This is a genomic window from Flavobacterium sp. UMI-01 (genome assembly GCF_019656315.1).
In the GTDB taxonomy this organism is placed as follows: domain Bacteria; phylum Bacteroidota; class Bacteroidia; order Flavobacteriales; family Flavobacteriaceae; genus Flavobacterium.
In genome coordinates this window covers 20296-36530 of record NZ_BPLU01000003.1, presented here as the reverse complement: position 1 = coordinate 36530, position 16235 = coordinate 20296, and the positions used below count along the sequence as shown (strand labels likewise).

Sequence of the window (16235 nt, the reverse complement as noted above, 5' to 3'; positions counted from 1 at the left end):
CGTTTATTCGTTAATTCAGACAGTATATTTTATACTGTTTTTTCTTTTTTTCTCCCATATAATTCTCAGTGACATCAATCGTTGTATTGTTATTGAGATAGGTCGAAATGGAAAAATCATCCATCTGGATATATCCTAAATTATTGCTGAGAGTTCTTGCAACGATTTGGTATTGCAATCTATTGCCATAATGATCTGTTTTAAGCACCGCATAAACTGATTCGGTTCCTTCTGCTTGAGGACCTCTGAGCATCACCAAAAAGGTTTTGGATTCCTCACATTGAAATATTTTCCCAATCGCATAAACAGTTGTATTAGGCGTTAAGAACAATCTTCGAGACATTTTTAAGTTGGTTATATCTCTTCCTTTGGCATTTTGATAATTATGTACATAGGATTTAGGCAAGTCCTGAAAATTGATTTCCCATTCCTTAAAATCAGCAGTTTGACCGGCATATTTTTTAGCTAAATCATTCTTTGTTTGATTCAAACGGGCATTTTTGATTGTTTCAATTCTATCCCGTACTAAAGCTACTTCTTCCTTACTACCCGCCGTGATTCTTACTTTCTTTTCCTCTTTGGTTTGCTTATTGATGATTACTAAATCGACATCCTGAGCATTTAAACTTTTATTTTCGGTCTTCAACAATTGGATTTGGTAATTCCATAATGCACCCCAATAATAATCCAAATTATTTGTTGAAGGTGGTTTGCTAAATTTTCCTGTGGTCAAGGTCTTTTCATCTAGCAAGGCTACTTTGTCAATTCCTTTATTATATTTAGCAGCATAAACCTTTCCATCTTGATAATGTGTGATAATATTATCATACGAATCAGTCGTGGTATCCAGAAATGAAAGCGTATTTATATCAAGGTATTTTATTTTGTTTTTTTCCTTAAAGCCCAATAAATTCTTAGACGGAATAGCAACGGCAAATTCGTAGTCGTATTTGGTTTCACGCCATTTTTTAGTTTTCCAATTGTAAAATTGCACAAAACTATGTTCGGGTTTGTCTAAATCAAGACGCCCCTTGCTATCTTTTTTATAAATCGTAAAACAAAAAACTATTTCATCTCCTATCAAATCGATAATTTTTCCATGATTGGGTTTTGCAAAATTATTGCCTGGAAAAAAAGAATTTGAGGCTTCATCCCATAAGAAATAATGGTCTGGTTTTAGTTCGCTATTGTCCCAACCTGCTATAATGGCTTTGTCATTTCTATAATCAAAAACAAGAGCTTCAAAACTGCTACTCTTAGTAAAGCCTGTTAGGATAACTTCTTTTACTTGTTCTCCTGTTGTCAAATCATAGATTAAACCATAGCTAGAGCCGTTCCAAAGCAAGCAATGGGTTTCTGCTTTATTGAGTATGGGTTTTAATTTAGTACTCCATTGTATGTTAGTAAACAAACCGTTTTGGGCTATTGTGCTACCTACAAAAAATAGAAACAAGTATCGTATCGCTCTCATAATGGGTTATTTGATTATCACAAAATAAACCAAACAGGAAACACGAATAAATAAGGCAATTGCCCTATATTACTCAAAAAACAGTTATTCTTTTAGTTTTAGTTCGAAGATAATTTTGATAATTAAAAAAGGAATAACCGCGAAAACATTGGCATATTCGACCATGAATTGCCATTTTTGAGCAGATAAAAACCAAATCAAAATGCCTAGCAATAGAGACAGATGCAGCGTGAGTATGCCGTTCGAGAAAATATCTTTGGCGTATCTTACTTTCGAATTAGTATAAAAAAGAAAGCCTTCTTTTAGTGTAAAAATGAATAGGCTCCCATTAAAATAAGGGTTTTTAAAACTAAAAATTTCAAAATTCAATCCTATCAAATCGAGTTCTTTCCAATCAATGATGATACCAAAAAAGACAATAATAAACACTAGATAAATGCCCAACATAAAGAACCTTTCTTTATTGTTTCCAAGGAATTGAACCGCATCAGCCGTTGGAACTTTTTTGGAATAATAGGCAATTCTATCAAAAACAGTCCGAATAAATTCGTCAAACCAAAACAAGTACAAAATGTAAAATACAGTGGTTTGTTTATGAATAATTTCCATAATGGTACATCCTGTCATAAGGACAATTGAACAGTAAGCAGCTATGGAATGGATATTCGAATTCATTTTATGTTGTGCTATAAAAAACCACATTCGACTATTGTTCAGGCAAACACAACTGAACACGGGTTCCTGTATCTGCTGACGTTAATTGTAATGTTGCTCCTATTTCGCGAGCTCTTTTTTTCATCGATAGCATTCCGTTACCTGCTTCAATAGTAGTGGTGTCAAAACCAGTTCCATTGTCTTGAATGGTGATTTCGAGTTGGTTATTTTTATTTTCAAAACGAACACTAATTTGGGTCGCTTTTGCATGTTTGACTGCATTGTTCACCGCTTCTTGAATAATTCGATACACATCAATACCCATCAAAGCATTAAAACATATTTCCTCTGATTGAGGAGGATGTGTGAATGAAAAAGTGATACCAATCAAAGAAGTTCGTGCCGCTTCAATAAAATTAGTCGTTCTTATTTTTAAGTCTTCAAAGGTGATGTGTTCCTTGTTCATGGCCCAAATGGTATCACGCAAATCCGTAATTGTGGAACGGGTAAAAGTACCTATCGCATCAAACTTGGAATACAATTTTTCCTTAGTGAAATCAAAATATTTCAAATTGTCCAATGACGAAATAATAAAGGTCAATTGCGCGCCAATATTATCATGCAAATCCTTAGAAATCGCCAGTCGTTGTTGCTGAAGATTGTTTTGATTTTCAATTTTGATTAACGCCTGTTTTAATTCGTTTTCTTTGATAATTTGTTTGTTTTTAAGTCGTTGTTGTTGGTACACTAAAAAACCTATCAACCCTAACAAAAAAGCCATGCCCGAAGCAAAGTAAAACAATTTATTTTTCTCTTTAATTCGGCGCTCACGTTCAGCCAGTTGATTTTTGGATTTAATTAACAAAGCATCTTTTTTGGCTGTTTGGTATTTTGTTTCCAATTCAAAAACGGCTTTGGCTTTTTCTTTTTCAAATAAGGTATCTTTAATCGCATTGTATTGTTGCGAAAACCAATAGGCTTTATCAAATTTATTCAAGCTGGCATAAGCTTTAGACAAGTTTTGCAATTGGGCAACTTTTAGTTTTTCAGCATTTGTCTTTTCAATATACACTAAAGCTTCATTGGATTGTTGAATACTTTCAGTATATCTTTTTTGTTTCAACAAACTTTTGGCATAAGCATTCAAAACATTCGCCACTTCATAAGCATTACCCGTTTCTTTATGACCAAGTATAGCCTCTTTAAATTTAGTTTCCGCTTGAGAATAATTCCCTAAACTATCCAGCGCCATGGCCATGTTCGAAACTGGGTACGGAAGGTAGTTTTTGAACCCTAAAGCTTGATATCCTTCAAATGCTTTAGCAGAATAGTGTATCGATTTTTCATATTGCTTTAAATTCAACAATACCGAACCCATATTACCATAGGTTGCCGTTTTCCCAAAATCATCGTTAATACTAGTATATATAACATTGGCTTTTTTGTAGTAGTTCAAAGCTTTGGCATACGACTTTTGTTCCTTATAAGCGATTCCAATATTAGTCAAAACCATCGCTTGCTTGCTTGGACTGCCTTGACGTTCATACATTGACAAGGCCTTAAAATAATACGTCAAGGCAGTTTTTAAATCACCTAAAAACTCACTGCATATTCCTAAATTATTATAGCTGTCCCCAATTTCTATTGGACTGTTTATTTTTTGACGAAGTTGCAACGCTTGTTTATGAAATACAATAGCACTATCTAATAAGGTTTTGTGTTGGTAAGCGTTGGCTAGCGTATTATATACTTTTGACAAAAGCGTATCATTGGGTATTTGTCGAGAAATTGCCAATGCTTTTTTAGCATAAACAAGCGCTTCATTGTTATTTTGGTCGCTGGAATCATTCGCTTTTTGTATCCAATAATTCGCTTGTTTTTTGAGCTGTTGCAAAGGCATTTTTTCTTGAGCCAAAATTCCTTGACACCAAAAACCTAACAGCAGCAATAGGTACTTCCACTTGTTTCTCAACTCTAAATTACAGCTATTGCTATTCATACCAAGCAGATTAATTAAGACTATTATTTGATTTTCTACGGTTATAAATTTGCTTAAAAATATAAAAAACAACCACTACAATAAGAACAACAGGTGCTATTATTCCTAAAATAATAATCATAAACGGAAAAGTTGACCAAATATCAAATGATACCTCATAAGGACTTTGAGGTTGTATTTTTTCAAAAGTGGAAGGTAATTTTTGATTGGAAAAATCATCTATTGCCTCAAATAAAATAGTTTCTTTTTCCAATACCTTTTCGAAATCAAAATTTTCGATTTGATGACCGTAAGTAACAACCAAATTATCTTTAGGCAAAGGTGAAAAAGCTGTTAACCCTCCCAAGAGTATCGGAGCATTAGAAGCTTTTTTAAACTGAAAATGTTCAGATAAGCCACGAATAGCTTTGTAACTTAAACCATCTCGCAATTGTATGATAAAAGTAGCTTTTTCTATAGGTTGTTTCCATACTTTGCCTGATTCAAGGAGATAGGTAAACACATTCAAATAATCTTTAGAATACCCTCTTGAAACCTGTCCGTTATTGGTGTTTACAATGAAATAAACCGTAATTACATTTTCTTGTTGGGGCAAAATATCCATCTGCCATGTTAACCAATTTTGGTTTGCAAACGTCATTACTTCATTCGTATCATCAAATTGATGTGTAAGTATAGGCAGCTTATTACCATTGGACTTCACTTTGAATTTATAAATCGAATCCAAACTCACTTCATTGCTTTCCACTGCACCACCATGATAAATTCCTTTGATGGGATATCCCATTTTAAAACTCAACTTTTCAGAAGTGGTATTAACCATTTGGTAAACTCCTTTGACCACAGCATAGCCTTTGTACAACTGAATATAAATACGCTCATCCCGCATTTGAATTTTTTTGTAAGCCAATGAATCTTCGGGAAACAACATGGTAAATGCCATTCCACCACTATTATACACTCCGGGTTGGGAAACATTGGAACATAAAATCCATAGTAGTGGCAATAAGATAAAAACGGGAAGGATTCTATTCATTTTGAATTGCATATAACGAAATTTCACTATTCCTAAAAATAAAAAAGCTGACCTCTTTTTTATCATTCAGTCAGCTTTTAAATCAAATCTAGGTGTTTTAATTTAGCATTTCATCAATGTGTGATTTAAGGAAAGCTATTCCACCTTTTAACACCCCTGCTTTATATTTTTCTACATCCACTGGTAAAACATAACTGTTAGAAACCGTAATATTGTTGGCTCTATACACTTTCCCAAAAGCCGTATTGGTACCTATGTAATCTTCATCATTTTTTGCCTCACTCTTAATAGTTTGCGTTTTGAAAGCTCCATCGATAACAATATCATTTTTAAGCGTTCCTATATAACTAACATCAGGCGACCCTCCAATAGGGTTACGTCCACAAGTGATGTCAATTTGGCTTTGTGCTGGAATATCCACTTGTTTTTTCTTCCCGATGGTTAAGGCTTGTAATTTGCTTATTTCTTTTTCATTGATGGCTTTGACATTGTCATAAGCAACAATACGCAATTGTGTTTCTACTTTTATATTGGCACTTTTATTTCTTTGAGCCCATGAGTTTTTATCTTCAATAAAAAACACAAACAATTCTACATTGGCCACCACTGCATCATCCAAATCTTTGGACAATTTAGAACCGTAATTCATTTTCAAGAAGTTTTCGTTTGAAGAATAAAAGGCATAATTACTCGGACGAACAGAGGCAACTCCTGGAAAAATGGTATAAGAAACGGGATAATTTTCTATGCGCTCTCTTCCTTTGAAGGCATCTGTTTTTTCATAATTTTTCCCATCAACAAATTCATAGCCTTTTGATTTCAATTGATTTTTAAAATCAGCGAACAAATCATTGGTAATGTCTTTAAAATTTTCTTCGGTTAAATTATCCAATCCCAAAAAAAGTTTTGATTTGGCGTCACCTGTCAGTACACTTCCTAGCATTCCTCCTTTGGAAGTCTTCTCTTTTTGATTGTAAAACTGATAATGTACCACAAAATCGTTTACAAATACTTTTTTAGGTTTGTTTTTTAATTGTTTGGTTCCTCCAAAACTCTTAATCTTAAACTCATTAATTGTTTGAGCATTCGAAGTTAGAAAAGCTGTGAGTAGGAATAGAAAAAATAATTTTTTAAAAAAGGTTTTCATATTGGCATATTTAAAATTAGTTTAAACAAAATTCTAAATATGATTGCTGATGGGAAATAAGGCAATTGCCCTATTTTTAAATAAAAACAGGAAAATCAGAGCCTAATTTCCACTTTTGTTCCTTGCGAATTAGAATTCAAGCCGAACTGCCCTCCTATTTGTTGGATTCTTTTTTTCATATTATTCAGTCCGTTGCCTTTGGAAATCCTACTGCTGTCAAACCCAATTCCGTCATCTTGAATGGTAATTAGGAGTTGATTTTCTTTTTCAGAAACCGCTATTGTTATCTGTCTTGCTTGTGCGTGTTTGAAAGCGTTGTGAACGGCTTCTTGTAACACCCTATAAATGTTCATGCCTTCAATGGAACTCAACTTTTTATTTCTTACATTTTGGTCAATCACAAAACTAAACTGAATTGCTTCGTTTGACATTTTTGCTTTAGCTATAAAATCATTGATACGCATTTCTAAATCTTCAAATAGCATTTCGTTGCTCTTCAATGCCCATACCGTATCTCTTAATTCCACGATGGTTTCCTTTGCAAATTGACTAATGGAATTCAATTTAGTCCCTAAATGTACATCCTCAATGGTATGCGCATACTGTATGTTTTCAACAGAGGACAAGATAAAAGTAAGCTGAGAACCTATATTATCATGCAAATCTCTCGAAATAGACAAACGTTGTTGCAACAATTCATTTTGATTTTCGATATGTGACAAAACATATTTGTATTCGGCTTCTTTATGCTTTTGAGAACTTTTGATGACAATAAATGAATAGATAGCCAAGATAATAATGGGAACAATTACTAAATCCCCAAAAACAATATATTCAGCATAAAATAATGTAGCGATTATGTAATAGAAAATAAAAATCACATTACAGAAAATCATATAATTCACAAAATCAGAAACCCATTCCTTTCTTAAAGTTAGTTGGATATCGTTCTCACTCACTTTAAATTTATTGAGAAATATTCGTAGATAAATAAAATAAAAAACGGAATGAAACAACACCAAATTATTCAAAATTGCCGTAGGCGTGTGATTCCCTTGAATCATTTCGTCAAAATATTGTTTTTGCAATTCGTCAGGTATAAATAAATAATATAGACCTGCAACAAAAACCAATAATACAATCCAATAATTTAAACTCCAATATTTTGGTAGTTTTTGTTCCAAAGTAAAATAAACGTATTGCAACAGCATAGGCCCGTACAACAAGGCAAAACCAGAAATAGAAAACTGAATGAATACCAAATGATAATTGCCGTAATAATAGGTAATTAAATTAGAAAAACAGACTAAGATAATGTTCAAAAAGAAAAAGCAGAACGATAATCTTGCTTTGGGATTTTCTTTTTTGGTAATAAGGATAGAGACTACAATTAATGATAATATAAATATGACAAAACAATTAAGGTAAAGTATATTTGAATCCATAGGCGTTACTTTAATCAAAACATAATTTCAAATAAACAAAATCCTTTGAGAAAATCATAATCAAAAGTTAAAAAACCATAAAAGGATATTTTTGGGTCAAAGTTTCAATTCGTTTTTGATTTTTGATAACAAATTGCTGATGAGACTCTGAATTGGAATTAAAAGGACGATGCAATAATGCGGTTTGTATCTGTTGAACCTCTTTCATCACGGAAAATGAATATTCAGAAATCGTGGCTTCTTTGAATCGCTCCCATATATAATCAATCGCCACTTGACTAGGATGCAACATATCAGGAGCGTAAAAACGATAGTCACGCAATTCATCGATCATGATTTCGTAGCTACAAAAGTATTCAGTATTCAGTTTAAAGTGTTCAGTATTCACTATTTCATAAATGGCTCGCAGTAATGATGCTTTACTTATATTGTTTTCAAAAAAACCATCTTTTATGTGTCGAACTGGTGAAACGGTAAATATGAAATTGCAATTTGGATTAACAGACTGAATTAAGTCGATACTTCTTTGAATACTACTAACAATAGTCTCAACAGAAAACAACTCCTTAGTAAATTGTTTTTGAGGTACTTTATGACAATTGGCCACAATCGCATTGCTTTCAATACTCCGGTACACCCAAGCAGTGCCTAAAGTAATGAGAAAATGGGTTGCTTGTGTGATTTGGTTACAAAACCCATCTAACAATCCATTCAATTGATTGAGAAATTGCTGTTTGTCTGGATTAGACAATTCTGAATGTACTTCAAAACAATGCCATAAATCGTTATGAAAAAAAACATCGTTATCCGTAAAATAGTCTTTGCGAACCGTACGTTGGATTAATTTTTCAATGGAGACAGGGTTGAAAATAATTCCAAAAGGATTCACTGTATTTTGGAATTTGTAAAAGTCAAATTTCTGACTCATATTCTCGGCAAAGCAAGAACCTAATGATAGTATTTTGGAATCATAATCAATAGGAAATTTACTTTTTATGACAGGAACTTGAAGTCTGAAATCCATTGTAGGGTTAATAATGATAAGTTGTTTTTAAATTATACGAAATACCTTTGTGAGGAATACTTACTAATGAGTTTTTCTCCACTGGATAATTCCTCTTATCGTATTTAAAGGTATTTTTATAAAAACTAGCCGACGAAATAATTTGTCCATCCTTTTCAACACTGGTTTCTACGGTACTGATAAGATAATTATTAGTAGAAATAATCCCTTCGTGGTCCAATAATTTTTCATAACCCAAAATATGATGCAAAGGATTTGATTTTAAATCATACTCATAATTCACATAATAGCGTGACAACACTCCTACCCCTACATTATCTAAGGTGCGTTCCTCTCTTATGATATTTCCATTATCAAAATACAGTTTCCCATGATGTATTTTTACAGGTAACGGCAATAAACTGATATCAAATTTTTCGTAAGATACCGTACCGTCCTGATTATGCGTATAATTGATGACATAATCCCCATCGGATTGAACGGTTTGCAGTTTTCCGTTGTTATAGGAATAATTCACAATGGTTTTCGAGTTGTTTGAAAGGGTCGTCGTTTCGATTTTGGTAATCAAATCGGCAGTATAGGTAAATACTTTTATCGTTTCAGCGCTTTCAATTCTAACAAGCTGGGCTTGATTATAAAAAAAAGTAGTTGTTTTTTCAGTACCACTTTCAGAAGTCTCAACAATTTTATTCAAATACTTGATAGAATCATCTAAGTCCTCAGAACACGATGAAAATAACAATGTAGTCACTGTCAAAAACCAATAAATATATATTTTTTTTATCATTAACTGAGCGTAAAATTTAAGCTATAATTTTGGCTTTCTTAGGATTACAATAAAAACAAAAGCCAAAGATATAAAAAAACTATAGCTTTGGCTTTATATTTAAAATTCTAGTTTAAAAACTCAATGGCTTTAGTCAACGCCTCAGGTATTCCCGCTGCATTTTTACCTCCAGCAGTTGCAAAGAATGGTTGTCCTCCACCACCTCCTTGGATGCATTTTCCTAACTCACGAACTACTTGACCAGCATTCAAGCCTTTATCAGCTACTAATTCTTTCGAAATATAACAGGTTAACATCGGTTTATCGTCTTCGGCTGTAGCTAAAACTAAAAACAAATTGTTGCCTAAATTACCTAATTCATAAGCCAAGTCTTTAGCTCCTTCAGGATTCAAATCCACTTGTTTGGCCAAGAATTGCACTCCGTTTACCTCTTGTAATTCATTAGCTAATTCGGCTTTCATATTTTTTGCTTTCTCTTTCAATAAAGCTTCTACTTGCTTTTTCAATTTGGCATTCTCGTCTTGCAATGCAACAACAGCCTTAATGGTGTCTTGTGGATTTTTTAATGCGGTTTTAATTTCGCTTAACAATTCTTCTTGCGAAGCAAAAAATTGTCGTACTCCTTCACCAGTAATTGCTTCCACACGACGAATACCCGCAGCCACTGCCCCTTCCGAGACGATTTTGAAAGACCAAATATCAGCCGAATTGTTCACGTGGATTCCACCACACAATTCCATACTGTTTCCAAATTTAATCGCACGAACATTATCGCCATATTTTTCACCAAATAAAGCCATCGCACCTTCATCCAACGCTTGTTGAATAGGAATGCTTCTGCGTTCAATTAATGGCAATTGCTCTTGAATTCTAGCATTCACAAAATCCTCAACTTGTTGCAATTCCTCTTGAGTTACTTTAGAAAAGTGTGAAAAGTCAAAACGCAAATAGTTTGGATTTACTAATGACCCTTTTTGCTCCACATGCGTTCCTAAAATTGTACGCAATGCTTGGTGCATCAAGTGCGTCGCCGAGTGATTTTTGGCTGTCGCCGTTCTTAAATCGGTATTTACTTTAGCCACAAAAGTCGCTTCCAGATTTTCTGGCAACTGTTTGGCAAAATGTAAAATCAAGTTGTTTTCTTTTTTGGTATCGATGATTTCAATCGTTTCATTAGCAGAAACTAAGATTCCTTTGTCCCCAACCTGACCTCCTCCTTCTGGATAGAAAGGCGTAGCATCAAGTACGATTTGGTACATTACCCCATCTTTTTTAGAATCTACTTTACGAACACGGGTGATTTTCACTTCGTTTTCAACTTGGTCATATCCTACAAAAGTCTCTACATTTCCTTCTACAAGTACTTTCCAGTCATCCGTAGAAACTTCAGAAGCCGCACGAGAACGATTTTTTTGTTCTTGCATCGAAGCATCAAATTCTGCTTCGTTGAATGACATGCCTTTTTCTTTCAAAATCAAAGCAGTCAAGTCTTTTGGGAATCCAAAAGTATCGTATAATTCAAAAGCCTTCACACCTGAAACTTCTGTTCCTTTGGTTTCAGCCACTACATTTTCTAACAATTGCAACCCTTGGTCTAAGGTTCTCAAGAAAGAAGCTTCTTCCTCACGAATAACATTGGTAACCAATGTTTGTTGTTTTTTGATTTCAGGGAAAAATTCACCCATTTGGTCTGCCAAAACAGCTACCAATTCAAAGATAAAAGGCTCTTTGGTACTCAAAAACGTAAATCCGTAACGAATCGCGCGTCGTAAAATACGACGAATCACATAACCCGCTCCGTTATTAGAGGGTAATTGTCCATCAGCAATAGCAAAGGCTACGGCACGTACGTGATCAACAATTACACGAATAGCAATGTTGATTTTGTTTTGCTCCACAGTTTCTTCACTATCGTTCAGAATGACATTATTAGGAGTGTATTTCAAACCAGTAATTTGCTCCACTTTTTCAATTAGTGGCGTAAACACATCGGTATCATAATTAGACGTCACGCCTTGCATCGCCATACACAAACGCTCAAATCCCATTCCGGTATCTACGTGTTGTGCTGGTAATTTTTCCAAGGAACCATCCGCTTTACGGTTGAATTCCATAAATACATTGTTCCAAATCTCGACTACTTGTGGGTGATCCGCATTTACCAAACTGAAACCTGAAACAGCAGCTCTTTCTTCATCCGTACGCAAATCGATGTGGATTTCAGAACAGGGTCCACAAGGTCCTTGGTCACCCATTTCCCAAAAGTTGTCTTTTTTGTTACCAAGGATGATGCGGTCTTCAGACACAAATTGTTTCCAAATATCAAAAGCCTCTTGGTCAAAAGGTACATTCTCCGCTTCGTTTCCTTCAAAAACAGAAACGTACAAACGGTCTTTGTCTAATTGCAACACTTCAGTCAAGAATTCCCAAGCCCACGGAATAGCTTCTTTTTTGAAATAATCTCCAAAAGACCAGTTCCCCAACATTTCAAACATGGTGTGGTGATAGGTATCAAAACCTACGTCTTCTAGGTCATTATGTTTACCTGAAACACGAAGACATTTTTGTGTATCAGCGATTCGGTTGCTTTTGGGTGTGGCGTTTCCTAAAAAATATTCTTTGAACTGTGCCATCCCTGAGTTGTTGAACATCAAGGTAGGGTCGTCTTTTAATACTATAGGTGCCGAAGGAACAATTAAATGTCCTTTGCTTTCAAAGAATTGTAAATACGCTTTGCGAATGTCTTGTGATTTCATTTTTAATGTTTAATCGGTTATTTGATTAATCAGCTGATTGTTTAATGGTTAGCTCGGATAAACGAAAAACCAAATCAACGAATCAACTTTTTTGCCCCAGATAAAAGTGGAAAGCTTCGAGTGTAAGCATTCTATTTTTTTCTTAATGGTGCAGAGCGACCAGAGGAAGCTCCTGCAACAGTGTAGAAAAAAAGAGTGCTAAACGAGAACTTGTAACGGATAGCTGGAATAGGCCCTAATAATTTTTTATTCCCAAAAAAGCAGTGTTCCCAATGAAACATTTATTAAATTTGTTCGACTAACCTTTTTGGACGTGCAAAAATAGGGTATTTTAAAATATGGCGAAAGTAAAATATTATTACGATTCTGAAAATCTGGCGTATCGAAAAATTAAAACAAAAAAAAGACACAAATTTGCTTATGCGGTCTTGTTTTTGGTAGCTTCCGCCTTATTTGGGTTCTTGTGTTTTGTAGCTTTATTGAATACACCGTACTTTGACACTCCAAAAGATCGCGTTTTAATGCGCCAAATTGACAACTTAAAATTGAATTATGATGTTTTGAACAAACGCATTGAAGAGCTCAGCGCTGTAGCCGATGCGATTGAAGACCGAGACAACAACTTGTACCGCACTTATTTCAATATTTCGCCAATACCTACTGAGGAACGAAAATCGGGTTTTAAAGACCCTAACCGTTATGCTGAATTGCAAGGCTATGATAATACCCAACTGGTGTTAAGTACCACTCAAAAAGTGGATGTTTTGGCCAAGCAACTCGCAATTCAGTCTAAATCGCTAGATGCCATTGTAAAATTAGCCAAAGAAAAAGACAAGCTTCTGGCTGCCATTCCTGCCATTCAGCCTGTACGCAATGAAAACCTGAAACGTATGGCGTCAGGTTTTGGTTATCGTACAGACCCTTTTACCAAAGCCCGAAAAATGCATGAAGGAATGGACTTTACAGCCAAAACAGGTACTCCTATTTATGCCACAGGAGACGGTGTTGTGGCACAGGCAGATGCCAAAGCTTCAGGATATGGCAACCATGTGGTGATTAGGCACGGTTATGGATACCAAACGCTCTATGCTCACCTAAGCAAATACAATTGCCGAGCAGGACAAAGGGTGAAACGAGGAGATGTGATAGGATTTGTAGGTAGCACAGGCCGCTCAGAAGCACCTCACTTGCATTACGAAGTTCACAAAGACGGAAAGGTCGTGAACCCGTTGAATTTTTATTATGGTAATATCTCGGCAGTAGAATATGTGGCGATTTCTAAATTAGCGAATCAAGAGAATCAATCGCTGGATTAAGGAATTTGGATTTGGCATTTGGGATTTAAAATTTAAGAATAGCTTATAATATTAACATTGAAATTAAAAAACAGATTTTATATCTTGCAGGAAAAAACCTGAAACTTTAAACTTGAAACAAAAATTAAAATGCACATAGAACTTTCAAAAGATAAAAGGTATTACAGCATTGGAGAGGTCGCTAAGGCTTTTAATGTAAATGCGTCGCTCATCCGATTTTGGGATAGCGAATTTGATATTTTGAAACCCAAGAAAAACGCCAAAGGCAATCGAATGTTTACTCCTGAAGATGTTACCAATTTACAACTGATTTATCATTTGGTTAAAGAAAGAGGATTTACCCTTGAAGGTGCTAAAATTCACCTGAAAGAAGGACAAAAGAAAACCTTGGACAAATTTGAAATTATTCGGAAACTGGAAGCGATAAAAACGCAGTTAACCAATATTAAAAACGAACTTTAATAGTTCAATTAAACAATTAAACAATTAAACAATTAAACAATTAAACAATTAAACAATTAAACAATTAAACAATTAAACATAAATAAAATGGATTTTAAAAAATTTTTACCTTGGATTATTGTAGCAGTTATTCTTTTTGCTGGTTATAGTTGGATTAAAGGCATCAACAACACAGCGGTAACTTTAAATCAAGATATCGAAGAATCTTGGGGAAATGTACAAACGGCTTATCAAAGACGAAACGACCTTATTGGAAACTTGGTGAACACCGTAAAAGGAGCAGCTGATTTTGAAAAAAGCACGTTAACGGCTGTAATTGAAGCGCGTGCCAAAGCAACCCAAACAACGGTTGACCCAACCAACATTACTCCAGAGCAATTAGAAGCTTTCAACAAAGCACAAAGCGGCGTAAGCAGTACGTTGTCACGTTTATTGGTAACAGTAGAACAATATCCAGACTTAAAAGCCAATCAAAATTTCTTAAAATTGCAAGACGAATTAGCGAGTACTGAGAACCAAATTTTAACGGCTCGTACTCGTTTTAATGAAACAGTTAAACCATACAATACACATATAAAAACTTTCCCAAATACTTTGTTTGCAGGTATGTTTGGCTTTAAAGAAAAAGCGTATTTCAATGCCGTAGAAGGTGCTGAAAAACCAGTAGAAGTAAAATTCTAAACCTCCTCAACCCCTCCAAAGGAGGGGCTTTTTTAAAAAAGAATTTAAACCAATTTCCATGTCAAAAGTAGAAGATTTTTTAACCCAAGAAGAGGAAGAAGCAGTTGTAGCAGCTATTTGCGCAGCTGAAAAAGAAACTTCAGGTGAAATACGTGTACACATAGAACGAACCACATCCAAAAATCCTTTTGACCGTGCTACAGAAGTTTTTCACGATTTAGGCATGGATGCTACTGAGCTTAAAAATGGGGTTTTAATCTATCTAGCGGTTGATGACCATCAGTTTGTCATCTGTGGCGACAAAGGAATTAACGATGTCGTTCCCAACGATTTTTGGGATTGTACCAAAGACGCTATGGCAGCACAATTTAGAGCTGGAAATTTCAAACAAGGTTTGATAGATGGTGTCCTAAGAGCTGGTGACCAACTCAAAAAATATTTCCCGTATCAAGATGGAGACACCAATGAATTATCCAACGAAATATCAAAAGGCTAACCAATGAAAATTCCAAAAATGAACTATACAAATTCCAAAGGAATTATTCAATATGCTTTTCTATTTCTACTTTTAGCGGTAAGCAATAGCATTTTTTCACAATTTACCATTCCCGAAATTCCTAAAATACAAACCTCGGTGTACGATTACGCCAAGGTATTAAACAGTACCGAAAAAGCGCAACTGGAAGAAAAACTCATTCGCTATGCCGATACTACCACAACTCAAATCGTCATCATCACTATTGAAAGTCTCAAAGGGGAAGATATCGGTATCCTTACTCCAAAATGGGCCCACCAATGGGGTATTGGAGGAACCAAAAAAGACGATAATGGCGTTTTAATCTTATTGGCAAAAGACGAAAGAAAAATATGGATTTCTCCAGGTTACGGACTCGAAGATCGTTTGACCGCTGGTATAGGGGGTGAAATAGTTCGTAACATCATCATCCCTGAATTCAAAGCAGGGAGTTATTATAACGGACTCGACAAAGGTACTGATGCTATTATAGATGTTTTCAAAGGCAAATATAAAGGAGAAAGAAAACAAGACAAAAAACAAGATTTCCCTATCCTTCCCTTTATCATCATTATCGTATTTATCATCATACTCGCTTCAAAAAATAAAGGTGGCGGTGGTAATTCAGGAAACCGTGGTGGCGGTGGCCCTAGCCTACTGGATGTCATTATCCTTAGCAACCTTGGTCGCAGTGGAGGAGGTTTTGGCGGATCCTCAGGTGGAGGCTTTGGTGGTGGCGGAGGCTTCGGTGGTGGCTTTGGCGGCGGCGGATTCTCTGGTGGCGGTTCTGGCGGTAGTTGGTAGGATGATGTGACTAATTAAGTACGCGATTCAGGAAATAAAACTGAATGGAAAAATAAATAAAAAATTTCCCTTACTAGCACAAGCATTCCACTTGTACACATAGTCATAAAAAAAGTTTATTGAAACGAATTCCAATAAA

14 protein-coding genes are annotated in these 16235 nt (G+C 35.0%); 5 read left to right on the top strand and 9 right to left on the bottom strand.

The features are described from left to right. Positions 1-10 precede the first annotated feature (10 nt). The 9 genes from K5R64_RS01280 to alaS form a co-directional block, all read right to left on the bottom strand. Positions 11-1471, bottom strand: coding sequence for a hypothetical protein (locus tag K5R64_RS01280; protein WP_220760049.1), 1461 nt, complete (start codon positions 1469-1471; stop codon positions 11-13). 84 nt (positions 1472-1555) lie between these two features. After that, the gene (locus tag K5R64_RS01275; RefSeq protein ID WP_220760047.1) at positions 1556-2146 is read right to left on the bottom strand and encodes a hypothetical protein; all 591 of its coding nucleotides are present in this window, start codon (positions 2144-2146) and stop codon (positions 1556-1558) included. 31 nt (positions 2147-2177) lie between these two features. Next, positions 2178-4124 (bottom strand): tetratricopeptide repeat-containing sensor histidine kinase, encoded by a 1947-nt coding sequence (locus K5R64_RS01270; protein ID WP_220760045.1) that lies wholly within the window; start codon positions 4122-4124, stop codon positions 2178-2180. 10 nt (positions 4125-4134) lie between these two features. After that, positions 4135-5160 carry a hypothetical protein gene (locus K5R64_RS01265; protein ID WP_220760043.1) on the bottom strand — a complete coding sequence of 342 codons (1026 nt, stop codon included), beginning with the start codon at positions 5158-5160 and terminating at the stop codon, positions 4135-4137. A 97-nt stretch (positions 5161-5257) separates the two neighbouring features. Continuing rightward, the gene (locus K5R64_RS01260) at positions 5258-6307 is read right to left on the bottom strand and encodes a hypothetical protein (RefSeq protein WP_220760041.1); all 1050 of its coding nucleotides are present in this window, start codon (positions 6305-6307) and stop codon (positions 5258-5260) included. Between the two features lie 95 nt (positions 6308-6402). Then, positions 6403-7752, bottom strand: coding sequence for a sensor histidine kinase (locus tag K5R64_RS01255; protein WP_220760040.1), 1350 nt, complete (start codon positions 7750-7752; stop codon positions 6403-6405). Between the two features lie 67 nt (positions 7753-7819). Continuing rightward, positions 7820-8776 carry a GSCFA domain-containing protein gene (locus K5R64_RS01250; RefSeq protein ID WP_220760038.1) on the bottom strand — a complete coding sequence of 319 codons (957 nt, stop codon included), beginning with the start codon at positions 8774-8776 and terminating at the stop codon, positions 7820-7822. A gap of 7 nt (positions 8777-8783) precedes the next feature. Beyond that, entirely contained in the window at positions 8784-9563 is a 780-nt protein-coding gene (locus K5R64_RS01245; RefSeq protein WP_220760036.1) for a hypothetical protein, read from the bottom strand. A gap of 107 nt (positions 9564-9670) precedes the next feature. Beyond that, on the bottom strand, positions 9671-12319 hold the full coding sequence (gene alaS, locus K5R64_RS01240; protein ID WP_220760034.1) for an alanine--tRNA ligase: 2649 nt from the start codon (positions 12317-12319) through the stop codon (positions 9671-9673). 338 nt (positions 12320-12657) lie between these two features. Between alaS and K5R64_RS01235 the strand changes: the two genes are divergently transcribed. The 5 genes from K5R64_RS01235 to K5R64_RS01215 all read left to right on the top strand — a co-directional run bounded on the left by K5R64_RS01235 (position 12658) and on the right by K5R64_RS01215 (position 16096). Continuing rightward, entirely contained in the window at positions 12658-13635 is a 978-nt protein-coding gene (locus K5R64_RS01235) for a M23 family metallopeptidase (RefSeq protein ID WP_220760032.1), read from the top strand. A gap of 129 nt (positions 13636-13764) precedes the next feature. Next, positions 13765-14097: a MerR family transcriptional regulator gene (locus K5R64_RS01230; RefSeq protein ID WP_220760030.1), complete on the top strand. Its 333-nt coding sequence runs from the start codon at positions 13765-13767 to the stop codon at positions 14095-14097. Positions 14098-14184: 87 nt separating this feature from the next. Continuing rightward, on the top strand, positions 14185-14778 hold the full coding sequence (locus K5R64_RS01225; RefSeq protein WP_220760028.1) for a LemA family protein: 594 nt from the start codon (positions 14185-14187) through the stop codon (positions 14776-14778). 58 nt (positions 14779-14836) lie between these two features. Next, positions 14837-15274 carry a TPM domain-containing protein gene (locus K5R64_RS01220; RefSeq protein WP_220760026.1) on the top strand — a complete coding sequence of 146 codons (438 nt, stop codon included), beginning with the start codon at positions 14837-14839 and terminating at the stop codon, positions 15272-15274. A gap of 3 nt (positions 15275-15277) precedes the next feature. Beyond that, positions 15278-16096, top strand: a complete 819-nt coding sequence (locus K5R64_RS01215) for a YgcG family protein (protein ID WP_220760024.1) — start codon at positions 15278-15280, stop codon at positions 16094-16096. Positions 16097-16235 lie beyond the last annotated feature (139 nt).